Here is a 23,595-nt window from a genome sequence, read left to right as displayed (position 1 = left end):
ACAGCGCGCCATGACCAACGAGGACAAGCTCCGCGACTACCTCAAGCGGGTGACCGCCGAGCTGCACCAGACCCGCAAGCAGTTGCGCGAGGCCGAGCAGGACCGCGCCGAGCCGATCGCGATCGTGGGGATGGCCTGTCGGCTGCCCGGCGGAATCCAGACCCCGCAAGGGTTGTGGCGCGTGCTCACCGAGGGAACCGAGACCGTGGGCGAGTTCCCCGGCGACCGCGGCTGGGACCTGGACGCGCTCTACGACCCCGACCCGGGCAAGCACGGCACGTGCTACACCCGGCACGGCGGTTTCCTGCACGACGCCGCCGAGTTCGACCCCGAGTTCTTCGGCATCAGCCCGCGCGAGGCGCGCACCATCGACCCGCAGCAGCGGCTGCTGCTGGAGTTGGCCTGGGAAGCCGTGGAGAACGCGGGCATCGACGCGGCCACGCTGCGCGCGGGCAGCACGGGCATCTACGCCGGGGTCATGTACAACGACTACGGCAGCCGATTCGTCCACTCAGGACACGCCGACGAGGGGCACCTGCTGACCGGCAGCGCCCCCAGCGTCGCCTCCGGCCGGGTGGCCTACCATCTCGGCCTGCGCGGCCCGGCGGTCACTGTGGACACCGCCTGCTCGTCCTCGCTGGTCGGCATTCACCTCGCCTGCCAGGCATTGCGTGACCGAGACTGCTCGGCCGCGCTCGCGGGCGGGGTGACGATCATGGCCACGCCTACCCCGTTCGTTGAGTTCAGCAGGCAGCGCGGCCTGTCCCCGGACGGCCGGTGCCGATCGTTCGCCGACACGGCCGACGGCGTCGGCTGGGCCGAGGGCGGCGGGCTGGTGCTGCTCAAGCGGCTCTCCGACGCCCGCCGCGACGACGACCCGATCCTCGCGGTGATCGTCGGCAGCGCGATCAACCAGGACGGTGCCAGCAGTCAGCTCACCGCGCCCAACGGGCCCGCCCAGCAGCGCGTGATCCTGATGGCGCTGGACAACGCGGGGCTGAGCCCGGCCGATGTCGACGCGGTGGAGGCGCACGGCACCGGCACCACCCTCGGCGACCCGATCGAGGCGCAGGCGCTGCTGGCCACCTACGGCCAGGGTCGACCCGCCGACAGTCCACTGTGGATCGGTTCGGTCAAGTCCAACATCGGCCACACCCAGGCCGCGGCCGGGGTGGCCGGACTCATCAAGATGGTGTTGGCGCTGCGGCACGGCGAGCTGCCCAGGACCCTGCACGTCGAGCGGCCGAACCCGCACGTGGACTGGACTTCCGGCGCCGTCGAGGTGCTGACCGCCGCCCGCCCCTGGCCGCGGGGCGAGCGGACGCGCCGTGCGGGAGTGTCCTCCTTCGGGATCTCGGGCACCAACGCCCACCTCATCGTCGAGCAGGCGCCCGCCGAGGACACGCACGAGGAGACCCCCGGCGGTGTGCTGCCGTGCGTGCTGTCGGCGCGCACCGAACCGGCGCTTCGCTTGCAGGCCAAGCGGTTGAGCGACATCGCGGCTGACCCGGACGGCCCGGACGTGGCCGAGATCGGTGCCTGCCTCGCGGCGCGGACCGCCTTCGCGCACCGGGCCGTGGTGCTGGCCGAGGACCGCGACGGCCTGCGCGCCGCGCTCGACCGCCTCGCCGAGGGCGGTGCCAGTCTCGACGTGGTGGCCGGTGAACGCGGCGCCAAGCTGTCGACCGCGTTCCTGTTCACCGGCCAGGGCAGCCAGCGTCCAGGGATGGGCCGCGAACTGGCCGAGGAGTTCCCGGTGTTCGCCGCCGCCCTCGACGCGGTGTGCGCCGAACTCGACCGGCACCTGCCCCGGCCGCTGCGCGAGCTGATGTCGCGCGGGCCGGACGACCCGGACGCCGCGCTGCTCAACCGCACCGAGTACACCCAGCCCGCGCTGTTCGCGCTGGAGGTCGCGTTGTTCCGGCTGCTGGAATCCTGGGGCGTGCGACCGGATTTCCTGATCGGACACTCGGTCGGCGAGATCGCCGCCGCGCACGTGGCCGGAGTCTTCACCCTGCCCGACGCCGCACGGCTGGTCACCGCCCGGGGCGCGCTGATGCAGGCCGCCCGCGCGGGCGGCACGATGGTCGCCATCGCCGCCACGGAGGCCGAACTCGCGCCGATGCTGCGCGGCAAGACGCGGCAGGTGTCCATCGCCGCGCTCAACGGTCCTGAGTCGACAGTCATCTCCGGCGACACCGCGGCGGTCACCATGATCGCCCGACTCTTCGACGGCCGGGGGCGCCGGACCCGGGAACTCAAGACCAGCCACGCGTTCCACTCCCCGCACATGGACGGCGTGCTCGCCGAGTTCCGCGAGATCGTCGGCGGGATGACGCTGCACGCGCCGACCATCCCGGTCGTCTCCAACCTCACCGGCCTGCCCGCCACCGACGAGCAGCTCCGCGACCCCGGCTACTGGGTCGACCACATCCGCAAACCGGTCCGCTTCCTCGACGGTGTAAGGCATCTCGACGCCGAGGGGGTCACCCACTACCTCGAACTCGGGCCGACCTCGGTGCTGGCCACCGCGACCACCCAGATCATCGACCGCCCCGGCGTCGTGGTCACTTCCCTGCTGCGGGCCGGGGAACCCGACCGGCGGACGCTGCTCACCGCGCTGGCGACCCAGCACGTGCGCGGCCTGCCGGTCGCGTGGTCCGAGGTCTTCGGCGCCGCCCGGCGGGCCGAGCTGCCGAACTACCCGTTCCAGCGCACGCGGCACTGGCTCGACGCCCCCGCCGCGGGAGCGGACCGCACCGGGCACCCGCTGCTCGGGTCCGCGGTCACCCTCGCCGACGGCGGCGGATCGGTGTTCACCGGCCTGCTGTCGACCCGGACGCACCCGTGGCTGGCCGAGCACGTGATCGACGGCGCGGTCGTGCTGCCCGGCGCGGCCCTGCTGGACCTGGTGCTGCGCGCGGCGCACGAAGTCGGGTGCCACACGGTCGAAGACCTGACCCTGCGCGAGCCGCTGGTGCTGCCTGCCGACGCGGGCGTGCGGGTGCAGGTCGCGGTGTCGGCGGACCGCAAGGTCGACGTCTACGCCCGCTCCGGTGCCGACTGGACCCACCACGCCACCGGTGTCCTCGCCGAGGCCGACGTGCCCGGCGCGGAACTGACCACTTGGCCGCCCGAGGGTGCCGAACCCCTTGCGGTGGAAGACTTGTACGCCGACCTCGGCGCGCTCGGCCTGAGCCACGGCCCGCTGTTCCGCGGTGTGCGGGCGGCCTGGGTCCACGGCGAGACCTTGTTCACCGAGGTGGCGCTGCCCGAGGGCACCGACGTCACGGGCTACGGCCTGCACCCGGCGCTGCTGGACGCCGCGCTGCACGGCGCCGCGCTGCGCGACACCACGTCCGCGCGGCTGCCATTCGCCTTCGCGGGCGTCTGTCTACACGCGACTCGGGCCACCGCGCTCCGGGTCCGAATCGACCCGACCGAGGGCGGCGTGTCGGTCACGATGGCCGACCCGGTCGGCACCCCCGTGTGCTCGATCGACCGGCTCGCCCTGCGCCCGATGCGGGCGGCGATCGCCGGGTACCGCCATCGGGTCGACTGGCCGCCCGTCGAGCCGATCCCAGGTGTGTCAAGGGAACTGGTGATCCTCGGCACCGACGCGTGCCCGGACGTGGCTGCCGCCGCGAGCACCGCGCCGGACGCCGTGGTGGCCGTGATCGGCGCCGACCCCGGCGCGGTCGACCAGGCCGCGCACGCGGCGACCCATCGGACCCTGGCGCTGGTACAGGAGTGGCTCGCCGAGCCCCGGCTGAGCGCGTCGACTCTCGTACTCGTCACCGACACCGGGGCGACGCTCGGCCACGCCGCCGTACGCGGCCTGGCGCGCTCGGCGCAGACCGAGCACCCCGGCCGCTTCGTCCTGGTCGACGTCGACGGGAGCACGGAGTCCGATCAGGCGCTGGCCGCCGCGGTCGCACTGGGCGAGCCCGAGGTGGCGATCCGCGCGGGCGAGATCCGGTTGCCCAAGCTGACTCGCGCCGAAGCATCCGAAGTGGACACCACACCGTGGGATGCCCGGGGCACCGTCCTGATCACCGGCGGCACGGGCGCGCTGGGCACCGTCGTGGCCCGGCACCTGGTCGCCACGCACGGCGTGCGGCACCTGCTGCTGACCGGCAGACGCGGCCCGGATGCCCCTGGCGCCAAGGAATTACGTGCCGAACTAGCCTGCCTCGGCGCCGAGGTGACCATCGTCGCGTGCGACGTCGCCGACCGCGCCGCGGTGGCCGATCTGCTGGCGGACATCCCGGCCGCGCACCCGCTGCGCGCCGTGGTGCACGCCGCGGGTGTGCTCGACGACGGCGTGCTCGACGCGCTGAGCCCGGACCGGATCGACCGGGTCTTCGCGCCCAAGGTGGACGCGGCCTGGACCCTGCACGAGCTGACCCGCGACGCGGACCTGTCGGCGTTCGTGCTGTTCTCCTCGGCGGCCGGGGTCCTGGGCAGTGCGGGCCAGGCGTCCTATGCCGCGGCCAACTCCTTCCTCGACGCGCTGGCCGCCCACCGGGTCGCCGCGGGGTTGCCCGCGGTTTCCCTCGCGTGGGGCCTGTGGGAGGCGGGCATGGGCGGCACACTGGCAGGCGGCGATGTCCAGCGCCTGAACAGGTCCGGCATGCGCGCATTGTCCGAAGTGGACGGTCTGGCACTGTTCGACGGCGCGGTTCGCGGCGCCGACCCCGTGCTCGTCCTGGCGGCCCTCGACGCCGGGACGACCCGAGACGCACCCGCGCCGGTGCGGGCCCCGTCGGGCCGGGCGACGCGGCCCGGCCCGGCGATCGGTCTGCGCGAGCGGGTTGCCCCGCTACCGCGCGCCGAACAGGACCGAGTCCTGTTGGAACTGGTGCGCGTGCAGGCCGCCACGGTGCTGGGACATGACGGCGCCACGGCGGTCGACCCCGACCGTGCGTTCACCGAACTGGGCTTCGATTCGCTGACCGGCATCGAACTGCGCAACGCCCTGCAGTCCGCCGCGGGACTCACCCTGCCCGCGACGCTGATCTTCGACTACGCGACCTCGCGGGCCCTGGCCGCGCGGCTGCGCGACGACCTCGTCCCGTCCGACACCGAGGCCCGGCTGCGCGCCGCGCTGAGCACGGTGTCGCTGGCCGAACTGCGCGCGGCGGGGCTGCTCGACCCGCTGCTCGCGCTGACCGGGGTGGGCGCGGAATCGGCCGCGGACCCGGTCGGGTCGAGCGGCTCGATCGATGACCTGGACGCGTTCTCGCTGATCGAACTCGCCATGGGGCCGCAGCTCTCCGCCGACGACAGTGTGAGGTAGAAGATGACCGCCCCCACCGACAAACTGGTCGAGGCCCTGCGCAGCTCGCTCAAGGAGACCGAGCGGCTGCGCCAGGAGAACCAGCGGCTCAGCGCCGCCGGCCACGAGCCGATCGCGATCGTCGGCATGGCGTGCCGATACCCCGGTGGGGTACGCACGCCCGCGGACCTGTGGGACCTGGTCGCCCGCGGCGAGGACACCATCGGCGAGTTCCCCACCGACCGCGGCTGGGACCTCGACGGGCTCTACCACCCCGATCCCGACCACCCCGGCACCACCTACACCCGCCATGGCGGCTTCCTGCTCGACGCCGCGGACTTCGACGCCGCGTTCTTCGCCATCAGCCCGCGCGAGGCCCGCGCCATCGACCCGCAGCACCGGCTGCTCCTGCAGACCTCTTGGGAGGCAATCGAAAGCGCGGGCATCGACCCCACAGCCCTGCGCGGCAGCCGGACCGGCGTGTACGCCGGGATCATGTACCAGGACTACGCCGACGTGGTCGGCGGCGCGGCCGAGGACACCGAGGGTTTCCTCGGCGTCGGCGGCAGCATCGGCTCGGGCCGGGTCGCCTACCACCTCGGCCTGGAGGGCCCGGCGGTCACTGTGGACACCGCGTGCTCGTCGTCGCTGGTGGCCGTACACCTTGCCGCGCAGGCATTGCGTTCCGGCGAGTGCACCCTCGCGCTCGCGGGCGGCGTCACCGTGATGGCAACCCCAGGCACCTTCGTGATGTTCGCCCGCCAGCGCGGCCTCGCCCCCGACGGGCGCTGCAAGGCGTTCTCCGCCGACGCCGACGGCACCGGCTGGAGCGAGGGCACCGGCGTGCTGCTGCTGGAGAAGCTCAGCGACGCCCAGCGGCTGGGACACCCCGTGCTGGCCGTGGTCAGCGGCTCGGCGATCAACCAGGACGGCGCGTCCAACGGGTTGACCGCCCCCAACGGGCCCGCCCAGCAGCGCGTCATCCAGCAGGCGCTGGCCAACGCCCGGCTCATCCCAGCCGACGTCGACCTCGTGGAGACCCACGGCACCGGCACCGCTCTCGGCGACCCGATCGAGGCGCAGGCCCTGCTCGCCACCTACGGCCGCGACCGGCCCGCCGACAGTCCACTGTGGATCGGATCGATCAAGTCCAACATCGGCCACACCCAAGCCGCCGCCGGGGTGGCGGGTGTGATCAAGATGGTGCAGGCCATCCGGCACGGCGCCCTGCCGAAGACCCTGCATGCCACCGAACCCAACCCGCACATCGACTGGTCCAGCGGCGCGGTCGAGTTGCTCAGCGAGGGCCGGGCCTGGCCGGAGTCGGCGGTACGGCGCGCGGGTGTGTCGTCGTTCGGCATCTCGGGGACGAACGCGCACGTGATCGTCGCGCAGGCACCTGCACCGGCCACTGTGGACAGAGGGCCGACGTCGACGGGCGTGGTGACGTGGGCGGTGTCGGGCCGGTCCGCCGCGGCACTGGCCGAACAGGCCGCCAAGCTGGCCGACTGGGCAACGGGTTCCGGGTCGACGGTCGGCGTCGCCGAGGTCGCCGCCGCGCTGGTGCGCGGGCGGGCCGGATTCGAGCACCGAGCGGTGGTCCTCGGCCGTGACGCGCGGGAACTGGTGGCCGGGCTGCGATCGGTGGCCGCGGGTCAGCCCTCGGCGACCGTGGTATCAGGAAAGACAGGTGCGTACGGCAAGACCGTGTTCGTGTTCCCGGGGCAGGGCAGCCAGTGGCAGGCAATGGCGGCCGGGCTGCTGGACACCTCGCCGGTGTTCGCCGAAGCGCTTCGGGCGTGCGACAGGGCTTTGGCGCCGTTCGTGGACTACTCGGTCGAGGCGGTGCTGCGGGAGACCGAAGGGGCGCCCGGGCTTGAGCGGGTGGACGTGGTCCAGCCCGCGCTGTTCGCGATCATGGTGTCGCTCGCGGCCCTGTGGCGGACCCGCGGCGTGCTCCCCGACGCGGTGATCGGCCACTCCCAGGGCGAGATCGCCGCCGCCTGCGTGGCGGGCGCGCTGTCACTGGACGACGCGGCCCGCGTGGTCGCCGTCCGCGCCCGCGCCCTGTGCGCCATCTCGGGACGCGGCGGCATGCTGTCCCTGCCCGTCCCGCTCGACCAGGCGCGCGAACGGATCGCCGCCTACCCGGGCCGGATCGATGTGGCCGCGGTCAACGGACCTGAGTCCATTGTCGTCGCGGGCGACCTGGACGCGCTGGACGACCTCACCGCGGCCTGCGAAGCCGACGGAGTGCAGGCCCGACGCATCCCCGTGGACTATGCCTCGCACACCCACCAGGTCGAGACCGTCCACTCCGAACTCCGGCACGCGCTCGCCGGGCTGGACCCGCAGATGCCGCTGATCCCCTTCTACTCCACCGTCACCGCCGAGCCGCTCGACCAGGACACGCCGCTCGACGGGGACTACTGGTACCGCAATCTGCGCACCACCGTCGGATTCCACCCCACCGTCGACGCCCTGGTCCGCGACGGGCACGGCACCTTCGTCGAGATCAGCCCGCACCCCGTGCTCACCTACCCCATCCAGGACATCCTCGACACCCACCGCGGCGGCGGACACACCCAGGGCACGCTGCGTCGCGACCACGACGATCCCCAGCAGTTCGCCACCGCGCTGGCACGGCTACACGTCGCCGGGCACCCGGTCGCCTGGGACACCGCGGGCGCGCACGTGCCGCTGCCCACGTATCCCTTTCAGTCCCAACGGTTCTGGCCGCACCCGGCGCCCGCGGCGACCCGGTTCGCGCACAGCCATCCACTGCTGCACACCACGGTCGACCACGCGACGACGAACGCAACCCTCCACACCGGACAGTTAAGCGCGAACACGCAACCTTGGTTCAGCCACCACGTCATCGGCGCCGCGACGCTGCTGCCCGGCACAGCGCTCATCGACATGGCGCTGCACGCGGCAACCCAGGCGGGCGGCAACCACCTGGACGAACTGATCATCGAGAGTCCGCTGGCGCTGCCCAAGACCGGTTCGCTGAGCGTGCAGCTCGGTATCGCCGAGCCTGACGCGGACGGCAGGCGGGCGTTCAGCATCCACTCCCGGCCGGTCGACGCCGACCGTCGACAGTGGACTCGACACGCCACCGGCGTCGTCTCTGGCGAGCGCCTGCCCGTCGCCGTCGCCGACCTGTCGTGCTGGCCCCCGCCCGGGGCGACGCCGGTCGAGATCAACGACCTCTACGACCGGCTGGCCGCCAAGGAGATGCGGTACGGGCCGCTTTTCCAGTGCCTGCAAGGACTCTGGCGCGAGGGCGACGACCTCTACGTCGAAGTCGCGCTGCCCGAGTCGGAGCAGGTTTCCGCCGCCCAGTACGGCATCCACCCCGCCCTGCTCGACGCCGTCCTGCACCCGCTGGGCGTCGCGGACGACACGATCATGGTGCCGTTCTCGTGGAGCGAGGTCAGCCTGCACGCGACCGGCGCCACCACCCTGCGGGCCCGGCTGCGCACCGACCGGCACGGCGACGTAGCCATCACCGCCGCCGACCCGAGCGGTGTGCCGGTGCTGACCGTGCACGCGCTCAGCGCCCGCTCGATCAGCGTCGAGCAGCTCGCCGCGGCGAACGACGACCCGCGCGACGACGAGCCGATGTTCGAACTGACCTGGCTCCCCGTGTCCGCCCCAGTTCCCGCGGAGCGAACCTGGACGGTCGTCGGCGACGACCCGTACGGGATCACAGAGTCTTTGTCCCGCAACGAAATCCCGCTCGGCGAGGGCGATGTCACAGTCTTGGTGGTCCCGCCCGCGGCAGGCGAGTCGGTGCCGGAGGCCGTCCGGTCGTCGGTGCACGGCCTGCTCGTCACCGTGCGCGAGTGGCTGGCCGACCCCGTCGGCACGTTGGTCGTCGTCACCCGGGGTGGGGTCGCCGTGCGCGACGAGGCGTGCACCGATCTGGCCGCCGCGGCCTGCTGGGGCCTCATCCGGTCCGCGCAGACCGAGAATCCCGGGCGGATCGTGGTGGTAGACCTCGATTCGTCCGACGCCAGCGTGGCCGCGCTGCCCGCCGCCGTCGCCGCGGGCGAGCCCCAACTCGCCATCCGCGCGGGAAAACTGTCCGCACCCCGGCTGGCCAAGGCGCGCACGTCCGCGACCCGCGGGCCCGACCTGGACCCGGACGGCACGGTGCTGATCACCGGCGCCACCGGCACGCTCGGCTGCCTGCTCGCCCGCCATCTGGCCGCGACGCACGGTGTGCGGCACCTGCTGCTGGTGAGCAGGCGCGGGCCGGACGCGGACGGGATGGCCGAGCTGGTGGCCGATCTGGCCGCCTTCGGTGCCCGCGCCCGCGCCGTGGCCTGCGACGGCACCGACCGCGCCGCGCTCGCCCACGTCGTGGCCGCGATCCCCGCCGAGCACCCGCTTACCGCTGTGGTGCACGCCGCGGGCGTGTTGGCGGACGGCACCATCGAGACGATCACACCCGACCGACTCGACACCGTGCTGGCGCCCAAAGTGGACACTGCCTGGCACCTGCACGAGCTGACCAAGGATCTCGACCTGGCCGCGTTCATCCTGTTCTCCTCCGCCGCGGCCACCTTCGGCAACGCCGGTCAGGCGAACTACGCCGCCGCCAACACTTTCCTCGACGCGCTCGCCGGGTATCGCCGCGCGCGGGGGCTACCGGGCACCAGCCTCGGCTGGGGCCTGTGGAGCGCGTCAAGCGCGATGACCGGCCACCTCGACGCGGGCGATCTGGCCCGGTTGACCCGGTCCGGCGTGCAGCCGCTGGCCACCGACGAGGGGCTGGCGCTGTTCGACCTGGCGCTGCGCCTCGACCGGCCGGTGCTGGTCCCGATCAAACTGGACCTCACCGGCCTGCGCACCCGCGGCGACGCGGTGCCGACGGTCCTGCGCGGCCTGGTCAGCACACCGGTCCGAACCCTGGCACCCGCTGCCGCGACAGTCGGTCCACAGTGGACGCCGGAGACCGGCACCGACCGCGAGTCCCTGCTCAGACTGGTCCGTTCCGAGGCCGCCGTAGTCCTCGGCCACCCCGAACCCGCCGCCATCGGCACCGACCAGTCCTTCGGCGACCTCGGCTTCGACTCCCTCACCGTCCTGGAGATGCGCAACCGCCTCGCCACCACCACCGGGGTCCGCCTCCCCGCCACGGTCCTGTTCCACTACCCCACACCCGCCCTGCTCGCCGACTACCTCGGCACCGAACTCGTCGGCGCGAGCATGGCCTAACGCCCGTTCCCGGGACCTGTCCAGCCTCGTCCCGACAGCGCTCACGGCACGGTCGACTCGGTGGGGTGACCCGACTCCACCCAGTTCTGCTTGCCTGCCTCGTACGTGAAGACGTTGCGGTAGCCCAGTTCCACCAACCGGTCGGCCGCGATGCCGGAGTTCGAGCACGCCTCGTTCGAGCAGTAGACGATGACCTCGGCGCCCTTGTCCGGGATCAGCGCGGCCGCCCGAACGTCAACCTCGTCCAGCGGCAGATTGATCGCGCCGGGCAGATGCGCCTCGTCGTAATACGACTGCGGCAGCGCCTCCAGCACGACGGCCGAGCCCGCGTCGATCCGCTGCTTGACCTCGTCGGTGGTGAGTACGCGAGCCATAATGGTCCCCTTCGTTCGCAGAAATGTGCGTCTGCACGCACTTTAACAGGTGTGTGCAGACGCACGCAATGCGCTACGCTCGGACCATGCGGGTCCCCCGGCGCACTGACGAACTCGGCATCGAGGCGTGGCGGGCCGTGCTGCTCTCCTACAACGCGGCATTGCGCGCCATCGAGCACGAGTTGGACCGGGTCGGCACCGTCCCCCTCACCTGGTACGACGTGCTACTCGAACTCAACGGCGCCGGGAAGTCCGGGCTGCGCATGCGCGAACTCGCCGATCGGGTCGTCCTGAGCCGAACCCGCGTCAGCCGACTGGTGGACGAGATGGCGCGGGCAGGCCTGGTGCGCAAGGAAACCGACACCAACGACCGTCGCGTCGTCTGGGCGCTACTGACCAGCGAGGGCCGCACCACGTTCCGCCGAACCGTCCCCGTCTACCTGGCAGGCATCGAGAAGCACTTCGCCGCACACCTGACCGACGAAGAGAAGAAGATCACCACGGCGGCCCTGCTCAAGGTCGCCGACGCGCACCGTGCGAGCGCCTGCGAACCCAGCGCGGACCGCTGACCCTTGCGCCGAAGTCAGGCGCGTTGGCGCGCGGGTGACGCGGTCCGCTACCACCGGCTCTCCCGGCTTCTCGTCCGCGAGATGATCCGCCACCCACGCCCGTCGCAACGGGCGATCGAGCTGGCGCACCGGATGGGCGTGCACGGCACCGACCCACGCCGGCCGTAACCTTGCCGGTCATGGCGACCACCGAACTGCACGCGATCCTGCGTGCCGACGTCGAAACCCTGTGGGCCTACCACGACATGGGCCACCAACCCCGCCGCTGCGACGTCGGCATCGGCCTGGGCTCCCACGATCTCGGCGTCGCCATCCACACCGCGCAGCGCTACCAGCAGGGCATGTTCGAGCGGATCGTGTTCACCGGCGCCAACGCCCCCGGCACCATCGAACGGTTCCCCCGCGGCGAAGCCGTCCACTACCGCGAGCACGCCATCAAACTCGGCGTCCCCGCCAACGCCATCCTCATCGAAACCGAGGCCACCAACACCAGCCAGAACCTCACCAACACCCGCGACGTCCTCGCCGACGCGGGCATCCATCCGACCTCGGTCATGCTGATCTCCCGGCCCTACCAGCAGCGACGCGCCTACGCGACCTGCCGCAAGGTCTGGCCCGAGGTCGACGTCACCTGCTCATCCCAGCCGCTGCCGCTCGACGAGTACATCGCCACGATCGGCGACGTCGACCGCGTCATCAACATGCTCGTCGGCGACACCCAACGCATCACCGAGTACGCCCGCCTCCGCTTCGCCATCGCCCAATGGGTTCCCGAACCCGTGCACGCCGCCTACCAACGGCTCGTCGACGCGGGCTTCACCAGCCGCCTGATCTAGCCGCCAGGCGCCTGTTCGCCACGGCCCAGTGCGGCAGGCCCGGCCCGCACGACCTCGATCGGCGCCACGGCAACAGCATCGTCATCGTCCGGGCATGTCAGGTACACGACGTGGCCAGCCTTGGCCTGCGCGATCAAACTCGCCCAGCACCTGACCGACCTCGCTTCTGCGGCCCAGTCCGACGCAGGGACCCGGGCGTGTCGATGCCGTACCCGCCGGAAAGGTTATCGATACCGCGCGGAGACGAGTAGCGCGGCCGACGCCGTGGACCGGACGATGGCCCAGCTCGGCATGTCCGGGGATGCGCTGGCGTCGAGGGCATCGAGAAGCACGTCGACGCACACCTCACCGACGAAAGAAGAAGATCACCACGGCGGCCCTACTCAAGGTTGCCGACGCGCACCGTCGAGCGCCTACGAACCCAGCGCGGACCGATGATCCGTCGTCACCGAGGTGGGTTGCGCGTAGTGCGCAGGTCACGGCTGTGACAACAAGTGTGAAACAGCCATACACAGAGTGACGCACAAGGCCGGGCGGCGGGTTTCCTGCCTTCAGGCACCTGAGCCGCAAGCAGCTCCCATAGGCATTCCGCTCGACCGGAACCGCTTGCGACGTCAGTTGCCACCAACGGGCACCATCGGAGCATTCGGAGGCAGACACCATGCATACAGCACTCAAGGTCGGCGCGTGGGTTACGGTCGGCAAGAACTGCGACATGAAGTATGTCGCGCATAACCACGACGACATCGACTTCGTGTTCGGCAACCGGTCCGACAGTTTCGAGTTCGCGTTCAACGAGCACAGCCTGACCCGCTTCGTAGCACTGGCCACACGAGCGTTGACCGACGCCAAGACTATGCGGGAAGCCGAAGACGAGGCTGAGTCGGCTCAACTATGAACCAACACACGATCTCCGCAGCCGGTTGATGGTACCGATGGAATCGCCCCCACCTCGGCGGCGCGGATGGTCGGCGGGTACGTGCGCAAGTATGTGGGCATAGTGGGCACACCGGCCCCCACCTGCGGCTTCCTTGCTACGGTGGTCGAGCGGCGACACGAGGATGGGCGACATGGCACGAGAAGCGACGGCGATCACAGAGTTGCGCCGTTCACTCGGTGAACGCCTGACCGTCTTCCGCCATGCCGCCGGTTTGACGCAAACCCAACTTGCCAAGATCGCCTACTGCGACCGGACCACGGTGGCACACATCGAGAAAGGCCGCGCCCGAGCCGGGGAGCGGTTCTGGCGGTCGGTTGACGCCGCGTGTCAAGCGGACGGTGCGTTGCTCGCCGCGTTTCTCGAACTGGATGCGGTGAAGGCGGAGCACGAGCGCCGTACGACGGAAACCGACCTCGCTCAAGCACGATCCAAGGCGGCGGCGCTACGCGGAGTCCGCCTGCCGCGCGCGACGAGCAACCCGACACTTTCGATGTCCTGGGAAGTGCACGATGTCATGCGCCAGTTGCATCGGACGGACGTCGGCCCGGAAACCGTTGAACAACTCCAAGCGGTCGTCGAAGAAATGTGCTGCGATTACGCCTGGCGGGATGCGGCCGAATTGAAAGCCGACGCCCACCAGTACCTACACTACCTGTCTCGCCTGCTCAAGGGCTCCTGCACTCTCCGCGAACACCGCGAATTGCTCGTCTTGGCCGGTTGGCTGATATTGCTCATTGGTTGCATTGACTACGACACCGGCCAACACCGCCAAGCCGAACTGCACCGCGCCGCCGCGTTCCGCCTCGGCCAGGAAACCGGTCACGGCGAAATTGTCGCGTGGTCGTTCGAGATGAGTGCGTGGTTTGCGCTGACCCAAGATCGCCTGGAGTCGGTGGCCGCGTACTCGAACGCGGGTGCCAAGGCGGCGCCCAACACATCAGTGGTCGTCCAACTCGCCGCGCAGTCCGCCAAGGCTGCCGCCCGTATGGGCAGGCGGGATGAAGTCGCCAAGATTCTGGACGACGGATACCGATTGCTCAGCCGACATGAACGTCCCCATCGCCCGGAGAACCACTTTGTCATCGATCCACAGAAGTGGGACTTCTACGCTATGGATTGTTACCGGTTGGTCGGCGAAGACCAACGAGCGGCCGACCACGCACGGGAAGTTCTGCGTATTTCCCGACGCCCGGACGGAACCGACAGGAGTCCGATGCGCGCCACCGAAGCCCGGTTGACACTGGCCGTCGTCGCCCTACGGCAGGGCGACTTGGACCTCACAGCGGAGTGGACCCGCGCCGCATTGAGCGCTCCACGAAAGTCTGTTGAACAGTTGATAATGGTAACCAGCGAACTGGAACACGAGCTGCGCCGATTGTTCCCGAATGATTCGGCAACACGCGCGATCATCGAGCCGATCGACCAGACCCGCGACGAACTGAACAAACTAACTGATACTCCATACTAGCGCCCGGTAACGCCAACGACCCGGGGAGAAGGACCAACGTGGCAGGTCACGTCGAAGAAGCGGCAGGCGCGCTGAACGCCGCGAGTCAGCAACTGCCGGTCGAACATCTTCAAGCCGCAGTTGAACAGTTGACGACTGTAGTGCAGTTCATCCAGCAGGCAGGCGGCCCGGTCGGCGAGACGTTGACGCGGGAAACCCTTGCCATTCAAGGGGAACAGGAACGCTATGCGAACGCCTCCAGGAACTGCGACAGCGGTTGGCATCAACGGCACAAGCGGTAATGCAGGGTGGTTCTCGAACGCATGCGGGTAGCGAAAGTACCCAAGAACGACCCATTGATACAACATTTTTCGGCGGGATCGCCAATCGACATGGCGACCGTTACCCGCCAGACGCGATACCACATTTCGAGGACCTCCCGCCACGTGTCCGCAGAGGCCGGCGAAATTCACCCATGACCGGCACCGGCGCCCGGTCCGCGCAGGTGATAATAAATCACGCCCCCTGCGGCTCCGAACCAGGCGCCATAGACGGGTGCGATGCCGTGCTGCCCAGCTTCATTCCATGCGGCTCCCAGCTCACCGTATTGGGAACCGACGCACAAGGAGACCCATTCCACCGCACCTACAAAGGCAAGGCAGTACGATGACCGACATTCTTGACCATCCCTACCTGCACGTGGACCGGATTCCCGATGGCATCGACCTCGTGGCGAGGGTACGGGCCCTCAATGCCGAAGGGATCCCCTGGATGTGGGGCATCTCAGCGGGGCCGCAAGACACCTTCTCCCTGGACCGCGTGCGATTGAACTTCGGTGTCCACAACGACATCGGCGCCGTGAAATGGGCCGACTCCACCACCAGTCTCGTACCCGCGATCGGAACCAACACCGCGTGGCGGACCTACCACCCTGCCGGAATTCACGATACCGCTGTACCACCCCGCGCGGAGGTTCCCGTGGAGATCGTTTTCGACGTGCTCGCCGAATTTCTGCGCACCCGCACCCTTCCGAAAACCATCGAATGGACCCAGGCGGCCGATATCTCGTCGATACCGCGCGGAGCCGAATAGCGCGCCGACGTCACGTCCGCTTGGCGACGGGGATGACGTAGCGGCTGAAGATGACGTCGCGCAGGACATCGTCGCCGCCCTCGACTATCCAGTCCTTCGGCGACCTCGGCGTCGACTCCTCACCGTCCTGGAGATGCGCAACCGACTCGCCAAACCGTGGGAGTGCCCGCCCTGCGTGAATGCCGCGAGTTCGCTTGTTGTCGAGCGCTGAGCTGATTGCAGCAGCTCGCGTGACTCCATGGGCATCGACCCTAATGACCAGGAGGGGCGACAGCCCGCGGCCCGGCCCGCCGATGAGCGAGGCCGGGTCGCGGACAGTGATGCGGTGTTCAGAGTGACAGAACGAGCCTCGCGTCCTGTTTGTCGATGACCACCCCCGCGGGCGACCCGGTGACCGAGGCCCCGGCGGGGTAGGCGTCGATGCGGGGCTGGTGGCCGCGGTCGCGGTCCCACGCGGTGACCTGTGCGCAGAGCCGCTCAGCCAGATCCTGTCCGGCCAGGCCGTGGCCGATCGCGCCGAGTTCGGAACGCCGCTCGGGATCATCCAGGCGGCGGTAGGTCAGGTAGGCCAGGCTGGTGCCGTCGGTGATCGCTGGGGTGCGCCACTGGATCGCCGGGGTGCATAGGCCGCTGCTGACCGCCTCGTCCTCGGCGGCGATACGGCAGGTTCCGGCGTCAGTGGCGGTGAGGTTCAGCCACACCCCGTCGAAGGAGTCGGTGGGGCCGACGGTGGCCCCGGACCAGACTGTGGTCTTGGGCTGGTCCAGCGCTCCGCGCAGGGCGGCGGGGTCGATACCCTGGTCGACGTCGTAGTAGAGGCTGACCAGACCGTCAGCGTCGATGGCACCGGTATGTTCGCCTTCCTGGCCGATCATGGGGACGAACCCGCACAGGTCGGTGCGGTCGGAGCTGAGCCGGTCTCCGTCGCGGACGAACGCGACGCTGCGGGTCTGCCCCCGCCAGCGCAGCGGCACCACCAGGCGTCCGCCGGGGGCGAGTTGCTCGCGCCACGCGGCGGGCAGGTCCCAGGCGCCGACGGTGACGATGATTCTGTCGTAGGGACCGTTCTCCGGTGCGCCGAGGGCACCGTCGCGGGTGATCACCTGGATGTGCTGGTTGCCGGTGGCGTCGAGGCCGCGGCGAGCACCTGCGGTGACCTCCGGGTCGATGTCGACAGTGGTGACCCGGCCACTGGCGCCTGCAAGAAGTGCGAGGAGGGCGGCGTTGTAGCCGGTGCCCGCGCCGATCTCCAGGATGTTGTGGCCGGGGCGGACGTCGAGTTGGTCGAGCATCATGGCCACGACGGTGGGCACCGACGCGCAGCTCAGGGCTGAGCCGTCGGCGGCGCGTTTGGTGATGACCGCGATGTCGGCGTAGGCGTCGGTGAGGGTGGCTTCGGGCACGAACTCGTGGCGGGCCACGGCGCGCATCGCGACCTCGACCGCGCTGGTGCGGGCGTACCCACCTTCCTTGACGGTGTCGACCATGGTGCCCCGCAGCGTCTCCGGTGCGCTGTCGGTGGTGGTGTTCATCGGTTCCTTCCGGTTGTTGTTGTGATTGTGCAGGTCTGTGGTGGAGCGGGTCAGCCGGTGAGCAACAGGCATAGGTCCCAGCGGGTGGTGTCCGGCGTGTCGGTGTCGACGGTGTGCCCGGCCAGGCGCATCCCGGCCTCGCCTTCGAGTAGCCCGCCAGTGCTGGGCGGGCCGTCGAGGTGGAGCCGCTGTTCCAAGCCGGTGCGAAGGCGTGGCAGCACGGCGGCGAGTTCGCTGCCGGGGTCGGCGTCCGTGGCCGCGCGCCAGGTGGTGAGGACGAGCCCGGCCCCACCGTGGCACAGCGAGTTGTCCCGGAGCAGCGCGAGTTGCCGGTTGTCGGTGACGCACCCCACCAACGCTTCCTCCGCTTGTCGTCGTCGTTGCTGGTCGCCGAGGGCGAGGGCGGCGAGTTGCTGGGCGCGGGCATGGCCGGGGGTTCCGTAGCACCAAGACGGGCGCTGCGGGCAATCGTGCGCGATGACGCCGGTTCGCTGTTCGAACAGGGTGATCCTGCCCGGCCACCACGCGGTTCTTCCGGTGCCGACCCGGCAGCGGTCGAACCAGTCCCCGATCGTGGCCATCGCTGCGGTCTGACCGGGCACGGTGGTGCCGCGTCGCATCGCAGTGGCCAACAGGGCCAGCGGCCCGCTGGCTATCTTCGGGTGTCAAGCCCGTACTCGCAGGTCGCTGTGATGCCAGTAGTTCTGACACATGGGGGACGTCGAAGGATTGGCAGCGACGTCGGGTGATCAGTTGGCGAGTCCAAGCCAGGTGGCGAATCGGGTGAGGTCGGGGTTGGCGCGGCGGTGCAGGCTGACGAGGACGCGGGCAGTCTCGCGGACCATGGGGTGGTAGCGGGTTTGCTCGGGTGCGGCTCGGCGGGCGTTTTCCAGGGCGGTGAGTGTGCCGGGGCGATCGCCGAGCATGAGGTGTGCTCGGGCGAGGTCGAGGTAGTGGTGCCCGACGCGGGTGGCGGGCAGTCCGCGAGGTGTCTTGAGCGCGGTCCCGACGGTCACGGCGTGTTCGGCGTTGCCGAGTTCGACCGCGGCGGCGATGTCGTGAATCGCGGTGTTCGCTGGCCCGAACGTGAGTTGGTAGTGGACTTGGTCGTGGCGGATTCTGGCCGCGAGTTCGCGGGCGGCGCGCAGGTGGGCCTCGGTGGTGTCGGCGTTGCCTGCGCGGGAGGCGAGGGTGGCCGCGCGCAGGTGCATGCTGCCGTAGACGGTGATCGCGGCCGGGTCGCCTGTGGCAAGGTAGCTGTTGAGGTGCTCTCGCGCGGTGTCGAGCAGTTGCAGGCCGCGGTCGTAGTCCCCGGCGGCTTGGAACGAGTTTGCCCTGGTCCACTGGGCCAACCCGATGGCCAAGGGGTCGCCGGAGTGATCGGCGGCCCAGGCGAGCTTGTGCTCGATGGACTCGGCGAGGTCGCCGTAGCCGAGTCGGTAGGCGAGGCCGTGCGCAGCGTAGAAGGCGTCAACGAGCAGTCGGAACGCTTGCTCTCGTTCGGTGGCGCCGTCGGTGGTGTGGATGAGGAGGGTGAGTTCTTCCATCGTCGCGGGCAGTGTGGTCGCGAGCTTGGTGTAGCGGCCTGCCCGCCGCATCTGGGACAACTGCCCGACATCGACGCGGAGCTGGTCAAGCGGGCGTGCGTCGATTTGGGCGGCGGGTGGCAGGTCGTAGCCGCGCAGGGCGCCGCGCAGAGCGTCGATGGCGGCGGTGGTTCCGGCGGCGCGGTGCTCGGCCTCGTAGGGCTGGCCGTGGACACGTTCGATTGGGACACCCAGGGCGCGGGCGACGGCGGCGACCAGGGCATGCCCGGCGGCGCGGTCGCCGATCTCGACCTTGGACAGCATGCTCAGCGAGATGTTCGCGCGGGCGGCCATCTGGCGTTGGGTCAGGCCCGCTGCCTTGCGGAGCACGGTGATGTTCTCGCCGGTGGCCAGTGGGCTGGATGCCATCGCCGTGCCCTCTCGTCTCGTTGATGGGTGCCCGCCCAGCGTAGGTGGGGTGTGGGTGTGTTCCTAGACCCGTGTTCACGGTGCGTGTCCGGTTGTGCAATTTCAGTGCAACTTCGGAGAGTCCAGCAGGTGTTGCGTGGACCACGGGGCAGCCGACCGGCGAAGCCCGCGAGTTCGTAGGAGGACTGTGAAATGACCAGCGTGCTTGACCCGTTGCTGGACGGCAATCCGCTGTCCAGCGCCCAGATCCGCTATTGCGTTCGGGTCCCGGTGGCCTCGGCGGCCCCGGGGCCGCCGGAGACCCGGCCGTTCGGGCTGCTGTCGGCCCAGCGCAAGCCGACGCCGGTGTCCAGGTCTTACTCGTACTGCCACGAGTCGCAGGTCGCCGTCGGCGACGACGGTGTGCCGCTCATCGAGACGATGGGCAAGGAGTGGGAGTCCAAGTCCTCGACCGACGGGGACGAAGGCCCGGAAGAGAACTGGGGCTGGGAAGAGAAATGAGCCCGAACACCGTGGTGATCTTCGCCCAAGAGGCCGACGCCCCCGTGGACGCGGTGGTGCGGATGCTCACAAAGCGGGACGTCGCGGTGTTCCGCGTCGACACGAGCTGGTTCCCCGACCAGCTCGTGCTCGACGCGCACCTCGACGACACCGGCCGCTGGGCCGGTGCCATGCGCACCAAGCACCGCGGCGTTGACCTGGCTGACATCGGCTCGATTTGGTATCGAGATCCGGCCGCGTTCCGCTTTCCCGCCGGACTGACCGAGGTGGAACGCGCCTATGCCCACCGAGAAGCCCGGCTCGGATTCGGCGGGGTGCTGGCCGCGCTGCCCGTGCTGTGGATGAATCACCCGAACCGGGCAGCGGACGCGGTGTTCAAGCCGCTGCAACTGGTGACAGCGGCGGCCAGCGGCCTGTCGGTGCAGCCGACCATGGTGACCAACAGCCCAGATGCCGCGGCCCGGTTCGCCGCTGAGCAGGGCGTGGACAACACGATCTGCAAATCCTTCGGTCCGAACACCATCACCGAGGGCGGAGCGCTCAAGGTCGCGTTCACCCGCCGCCTCACCGACACCGACCTTGCTGGCATGGGGTCGGTCGCCTCGACCGCGACCCAGATGCAGCGGTGGGTCGACAAGGCCCATGAGGCACGCGTGGTGGTCGTCGGCGAGCAGATGTTCACCATCCTGATCAACGCCGGCTCAGCGGCGAGCCACGTCGACTGGCGGGCCGACTTCGAGGCACTGACATACCGCTTGGTCGACACCCCGCCGCAGGTCGCCGACGGTGTTCGGACCTATATGAAGATGCTGGGGCTGGCGTATGCCGCGTTGGATTTCGCGATCGAGAAAGACACGGACCGCTGGGTGTTCTTGGAAAGCAACAGCAGCGGGCAGTATGGATGGCTGGAAGCCCAGACCGGGGCGCCGATCACCGCCGCCATCGCCGATCTGCTCACCGGAGGAGACCGCTCGTGACAACCACCCTGGACACGGAGTGGCCCGCCTTGGCGCGGCGGCTGGCCGATGACCTGGAACAGTCTGGCAAGCTCAGCGACCCGGCGTGGCGGGCCGCGGTGTGCGCGGTTCCGCGCCACGAGCTCGTGCCCTACTACTTCCAGCAGAACAGCACCGGGGCCTGGACGCGGTCGGACACGACGACCGGCGAGGGCCGGCGGGAGTGGCTGGAGAGGATCTACTCGAACTCGGTGCTGATCACCGCGTTGCGCCAGGACGTCACGCCGCCGCGAGTGTTGTCGTCTTCGACCCAGCCCGGTCTGATGACCAGGATGCTGGAGGCCCTGGACGTCCACGATGGACAGACGGTGCTGGAGATCGGAACCGGCACCGGCTATAACGCCGCGCTGCTGGCTCATCGGCTCGGCTCCGGCAACGTGTACTCCGTCGACGTCGAACCCGACCTGATCGACACAGCGCGGGAACGGCTGCGCCGCTTGGGATTCACGCCCGCCCTCGTCGCCGGAGACGGCGCGGCCGGCCTGCCGGCGCGCGCCCCGTTCGATCGGATTATCGCGACCTGCGCGGTGCCTTCGGTCCCCTGGACCTGGGTCGAACAAGTCCCGGTCGGCGGCGCGGTCCTGACCGACCTGAAGATCGCCCACAACGCCGGCAGCCTCGTCCGCCTCACCCGCACCACGCTCAGCCGAGCCGAGGGTCGGTTCGACCCCACCTATGCCGCGTTCATGGGACTGCGCCCCCAGCCCGGCGAACCTGACCGCGACCCGACCTGGGCCGACCGCGACGCCACCAGCGTCGAGCGGCACGTGACCACGGTCGACCCGCAGACCCCGTGGAACTCGATGATCGTGTGGTTCCTCGCCGCGTTCGACTTCGGCCCCGACATCTCCATCGGGTTCACCGGCAGCGCCGACACCGGCACCGGCCGGCCACCCGACGTCTCGGTCACCACCCCGGACGGCTCCTGGGCCCGCATCAGTATGGACACCACCGACAGTGGCGACCACGAGGTCGTCCAGGGCGGGCCCCGTCGGCTGTGGCAGATCATCGAGACCGCCCACGACCTGTGGAACCGGCTCGACCGGCCCGGATGGGACCGATTCGGCCTCACCGTCACCCCCAGCGAGCAGACCGTGTGGCTGGATCACCCCGACAGCCAACTCCGCTGGCCGGTCACCCAGTGATGCGGTACCGGCCAGCCGAGGCAGGGCTCAACTTCGACGGTTGGGTTCCGACTGATCGCGCATCACCTGCTTCAACGACTGTCTGAGCGCGGCCACGGTATCTTCGGCATCGGTGAGTTGATGCCAGCACCTCGCACGGCGGGTTGGGGTGGCGCTCGCGGTGCAGCAGATAGGCGCCGAGCCCTGCCAGGCCGCTGATCAGGTCGAACTCCCGCACTGTGGGCAATCGGCCGCGGTAGATGCGGTCCTGCTCGGACCGCACGCGGTGGCGGGTCATTGCGGTGATGTGATCATCGAGCGCGTTCAGGGCGCCGTTGCAGGCGGGCTGTCCGCTGGTGTGCAGGTCGACCTAGCCTGACCGCAGTGTCACCACCCCGATCATCACGCGCGCGGAACTGCCACCACAGATCGCTCGACCCCCGGCAGCGCCGGGGGTCGAGCGCGTTTCAAGCAGGCAGCCAGAGACCGGTGCCGTACCCGCCGGAAAGTTGTCGGTACCGCGCGGAGCCGAATAGCGCGCCGACGTCACGTCCGCTTGGAGACGGGGATGACGTAGCGGCTGAAGATGACGTCGCGCAGGACGTCGTCGCCGCCTTCGACTATGGCTACGTAGCGCATGTCTCGCAGCAGTTTGCCGATGGCCATGTCGTGGGTGTAGCCGAGGCCGCCGAACATTTCCGAGCCGACGCCCGCGATGTCCCATCCTGCCTGGCCGCAGAACAGCTTCGTGGTCATCGCGGCCTTCATCGTGCCCCGCCGGGCGAACACCGCCGCGGGGTCGGGGGCGGCCATGATCTCGTCGTACTCGGTGGCCGCGGCGCGGCACTGGTTGCGCATGACCTCGATCTGCATCTCCATCTGGCCCAGCTTTCCCGCGAACACGGGATTGTTGAGCAGCGTGGAACCCTTGAGCGGCTTGGTCTTCGCGTAGTCCATGCACAGGTCACGGATGCGCCGGGCGATGCCGACCGCGGTGGCGGCGATCAGGATGCGGCTCGCGTTGAGGCCGACCTCCAGCATCCGCAAACCGGGGCCGCGCAACACATTCGCCGCGGGGACCCGGACCTCGCGCAGGCTCACCTGGTAGGTGCCGGACGAGCGCAGGCCATTCATCTCCCACCGCCGCTCGATCGACACGCCGGGGGTGTCGCGGGGCACGAGGACGGCCACGTGGCCGGGCGGGGTGTCCGTCGACCGGGCGACGACGACCAGGAAGTCGGCGAAGCCGGAGTTGGTGGAGAAGAACTTCTCCCCGGTGATCACCACGCTGTCCGCGCCGACAGTGGCCGTCGTCGCGGTTCGGGCAAGTTCGCTGCCCGCATCCTGTTCGCTGCCCAGCGTCGCGCAGAACGAGCCCTCGGCGCGCATCGGGTCGAGGTAGCGCTCCCGCAGTTCGTCGCTGCCGTACAACGAGACCATGCTGGTGCCCAGGATCGAGATGAACAGCGTGAACGCCGCACCCGCGTCGCCGTAGGCCAGTTCGGACACGACGTCCACACTGTCCGCCAGGCCCAGGCCGGGTTCGCCGTCCTTGCCGGTCAGCCACCAGTTCGCGAGCCCCAAGTCGTGGAACCTGCGGTACAGCGGCAGCGGCACCTCGGCGAACGAGTCGAGCTGCGTCTGGTCGTCGACGAGTTCCTGTCGCGCGAACTCGCGCACCTTGTCCATCATCTCGGCGTGCACG

16 protein-coding genes and 1 pseudogene are annotated in these 23,595 nt (G+C 69.9%); 12 read left to right on the top strand and 5 right to left on the bottom strand.

Features of this window, described 5'->3' with window-relative positions; all coding sequences use genetic code 11:
• Window positions 1-10 precede the first annotated feature (10 nt).
• Window positions 11-5,299, top strand: a complete 5,289-nt coding sequence (locus ACT4N7_RS23545; protein ID WP_444831004.1) for a type I polyketide synthase — start codon at window positions 11-13, stop codon at window positions 5,297-5,299.
• Window positions 5,300-5,317: 18 nt separating this feature from the next.
• Window positions 5,318-10,504: pseudogene (locus ACT4N7_RS23540) on the top strand (SDR family NAD(P)-dependent oxidoreductase); the annotation flags it as partial.
• A gap of 41 nt (window positions 10,505-10,545) precedes the next feature.
• On the opposite strand, the gene ACT4N7_RS23535 reads toward ACT4N7_RS23540, so the two are convergent.
• Window positions 10,546-10,878 (bottom strand): rhodanese-like domain-containing protein, encoded by a 333-nt coding sequence (locus ACT4N7_RS23535; RefSeq protein WP_444831003.1) that lies wholly within the window; start codon window positions 10,876-10,878, stop codon window positions 10,546-10,548.
• Window positions 10,879-10,964: 86 nt separating this feature from the next.
• Here ACT4N7_RS23535 and ACT4N7_RS23530 point away from each other — a divergent pair, with 86 nt between their 5' ends.
• From ACT4N7_RS23530 to ACT4N7_RS23500, 7 genes are all read left to right on the top strand, one after another.
• Window positions 10,965-11,447 (top strand): MarR family winged helix-turn-helix transcriptional regulator, encoded by a 483-nt coding sequence (locus tag ACT4N7_RS23530; protein ID WP_444831002.1) that lies wholly within the window; start codon window positions 10,965-10,967, stop codon window positions 11,445-11,447.
• 179 nt (window positions 11,448-11,626) lie between these two features.
• The gene (locus ACT4N7_RS23525) at window positions 11,627-12,283 is read left to right on the top strand and encodes a YdcF family protein (RefSeq protein ID WP_444831001.1); all 657 of its coding nucleotides are present in this window, start codon (window positions 11,627-11,629) and stop codon (window positions 12,281-12,283) included.
• Between the two features lie 661 nt (window positions 12,284-12,944).
• A complete protein-coding gene (locus ACT4N7_RS23520; protein ID WP_444831000.1) occupies window positions 12,945-13,181 on the top strand; it encodes a hypothetical protein in 237 nt (78 codons plus the stop codon).
• Window positions 13,182-13,353: 172 nt separating this feature from the next.
• Entirely contained in the window at window positions 13,354-14,691 is a 1,338-nt protein-coding gene (locus ACT4N7_RS23515) for a helix-turn-helix domain-containing protein (protein ID WP_444830999.1), read from the top strand.
• Between the two features lie 38 nt (window positions 14,692-14,729).
• Window positions 14,730-14,972: a hypothetical protein gene (locus ACT4N7_RS23510; protein WP_444830998.1), complete on the top strand. Its 243-nt coding sequence runs from the start codon at window positions 14,730-14,732 to the stop codon at window positions 14,970-14,972.
• The gene (locus ACT4N7_RS23505) at window positions 14,972-15,340 is read left to right on the top strand and encodes a DddA-like double-stranded DNA deaminase toxin (RefSeq protein WP_444831032.1); all 369 of its coding nucleotides are present in this window, start codon (window positions 14,972-14,974) and stop codon (window positions 15,338-15,340) included. The genes ACT4N7_RS23510 and ACT4N7_RS23505 overlap by 1 nt, the downstream gene beginning before the upstream one ends.
• On the top strand, window positions 15,337-15,762 hold the full coding sequence (locus ACT4N7_RS23500; RefSeq protein WP_444830997.1) for an Imm1 family immunity protein: 426 nt from the start codon (window positions 15,337-15,339) through the stop codon (window positions 15,760-15,762). The genes ACT4N7_RS23505 and ACT4N7_RS23500 overlap by 4 nt, the downstream gene beginning before the upstream one ends.
• A 329-nt stretch (window positions 15,763-16,091) precedes the next feature.
• On the opposite strand, the gene fxlM is transcribed toward ACT4N7_RS23500, so the two are convergent.
• The 3 genes from fxlM to ACT4N7_RS23485 form a co-directional block, all read right to left on the bottom strand.
• Complete coding sequence (fxlM, locus tag ACT4N7_RS23495) at window positions 16,092-17,294, bottom strand: methyltransferase, FxLD system (RefSeq protein WP_444830996.1); 1,203 nt, start codon at window positions 17,292-17,294, stop codon at window positions 16,092-16,094.
• 50 nt (window positions 17,295-17,344) lie between these two features.
• On the bottom strand, window positions 17,345-17,935 hold the full coding sequence (locus ACT4N7_RS23490) for a lanthionine synthetase LanC family protein (RefSeq protein WP_444831031.1): 591 nt from the start codon (window positions 17,933-17,935) through the stop codon (window positions 17,345-17,347).
• A gap of 108 nt (window positions 17,936-18,043) precedes the next feature.
• Entirely contained in the window at window positions 18,044-19,249 is a 1,206-nt protein-coding gene (locus tag ACT4N7_RS23485) for a helix-turn-helix domain-containing protein (RefSeq protein WP_444830995.1), read from the bottom strand.
• A gap of 192 nt (window positions 19,250-19,441) precedes the next feature.
• Here ACT4N7_RS23485 and tgmA point away from each other — a divergent pair, with 192 nt between their 5' ends.
• From tgmA to tgmC, 3 genes are read left to right on the top strand one after another with little or no spacing between them, the layout of a single operon-like run.
• A complete protein-coding gene (gene tgmA, locus ACT4N7_RS23480) occupies window positions 19,442-19,750 on the top strand; it encodes a putative ATP-grasp-modified RiPP (RefSeq protein WP_444830994.1) in 309 nt (102 codons plus the stop codon).
• A complete protein-coding gene (gene tgmB / locus ACT4N7_RS23475) occupies window positions 19,747-20,727 on the top strand; it encodes an ATP-grasp ribosomal peptide maturase (RefSeq protein WP_444830993.1) in 981 nt (326 codons plus the stop codon). The genes tgmA and tgmB overlap by 4 nt, the downstream gene beginning before the upstream one ends.
• Window positions 20,724-21,911, top strand: a complete 1,188-nt coding sequence (gene tgmC, locus ACT4N7_RS23470; RefSeq protein ID WP_444830992.1) for an ATP-grasp peptide maturase system methyltransferase — start codon at window positions 20,724-20,726, stop codon at window positions 21,909-21,911. Before tgmB ends, tgmC begins: the two co-directional genes overlap by 4 nt.
• A gap of 525 nt (window positions 21,912-22,436) precedes the next feature.
• Here tgmC and ACT4N7_RS23465 read toward each other — a convergent pair.
• The gene (locus ACT4N7_RS23465) at window positions 22,437-23,594 is read right to left on the bottom strand and encodes an acyl-CoA dehydrogenase family protein (RefSeq protein ID WP_444830991.1); all 1,158 of its coding nucleotides are present in this window, start codon (window positions 23,592-23,594) and stop codon (window positions 22,437-22,439) included.
• Between the last annotated feature and the right edge of the window lies 1 nt (window position 23,595).

It is taken from the genome of Actinokineospora sp. (assembly GCF_052390155.1).
In the GTDB taxonomy this organism is placed as follows: domain Bacteria; phylum Actinomycetota; class Actinomycetes; order Mycobacteriales; family Pseudonocardiaceae; genus Actinokineospora.
Note: the sequence above shows the minus strand (reverse complement) of the source record. Positions and strands in the feature narration are given on the sequence as shown.

Bases quoted from the DNA above. Each gene is read 5' to 3' on its own strand.
- ACT4N7_RS23485 (WP_444830995.1), bottom strand. From the start codon at position 19,249: ATGGCATCCAGCCCACTGGCCACCGGCGAGAACATCACCGTGCTCCGC.
- tgmA (WP_444830994.1), top strand. From the start codon at position 19,442: ATGACCAGCGTGCTTGACCCGTTGCTGGACGGCAATCCGCTGTCCAGC.
- ACT4N7_RS23525 (WP_444831001.1), top strand. From the start codon at position 11,627: ATGGCGACCACCGAACTGCACGCGATCCTGCGTGCCGACGTCGAAACC.
- fxlM (WP_444830996.1), bottom strand. From the start codon at position 17,294: ATGAACACCACCACCGACAGCGCACCGGAGACGCTGCGGGGCACCATG.
- ACT4N7_RS23505 (WP_444831032.1), top strand. From the start codon at position 14,972: ATGCAGGGTGGTTCTCGAACGCATGCGGGTAGCGAAAGTACCCAAGAA.
- ACT4N7_RS23515 (WP_444830999.1), top strand. From the start codon at position 13,354: ATGGCACGAGAAGCGACGGCGATCACAGAGTTGCGCCGTTCACTCGGT.
- ACT4N7_RS23545 (WP_444831004.1), top strand. From the start codon at position 11: ATGACCAACGAGGACAAGCTCCGCGACTACCTCAAGCGGGTGACCGCC.
- ACT4N7_RS23500 (WP_444830997.1), top strand. From the start codon at position 15,337: ATGACCGACATTCTTGACCATCCCTACCTGCACGTGGACCGGATTCCC.
- ACT4N7_RS23530 (WP_444831002.1), top strand. From the start codon at position 10,965: ATGCGGGTCCCCCGGCGCACTGACGAACTCGGCATCGAGGCGTGGCGG.
- ACT4N7_RS23535 (WP_444831003.1), bottom strand. From the start codon at position 10,878: ATGGCTCGCGTACTCACCACCGACGAGGTCAAGCAGCGGATCGACGCG.
- tgmB (WP_444830993.1), top strand. From the start codon at position 19,747: ATGAGCCCGAACACCGTGGTGATCTTCGCCCAAGAGGCCGACGCCCCC.
- ACT4N7_RS23520 (WP_444831000.1), top strand. From the start codon at position 12,945: ATGCATACAGCACTCAAGGTCGGCGCGTGGGTTACGGTCGGCAAGAAC.